1 protein-coding gene is annotated in these 213 nt (G+C 60.6%); it reads right to left on the bottom strand.

Annotated features, from left to right (window positions below; all coding sequences use genetic code 11):
* Positions 1–213, bottom strand: a 213-nt coding sequence (locus ACW9H9_RS28975) for a hypothetical protein (RefSeq protein ID WP_457370515.1), incomplete at both ends; no start/stop codon positions are given.

Consider the following 213-nt stretch of genomic DNA (forward strand, 5'->3'; position numbering starts at 1 on the left):
GGGTGACTTGCTGGATGAGCGCGGCGATTTCAGGGTTGAAGTTGAACAGCGCCATCCCAAACAGTCGGGTGGGTTGCTCGGCCTGTTCGCACAGCCAGGCTTGCCCGTTTTCCCCATTACCCAGCAGGGTGTAGAGGGCATGGGCGGTTTCCAGCAACTGGCTGGCCTGGGCTTCATTGCAGGTGTCGTGGTAGATCGCTTCGGCGTTGGGGT

This window comes from Pseudomonas sp. SDO5215_S409, assembly GCF_054071325.1.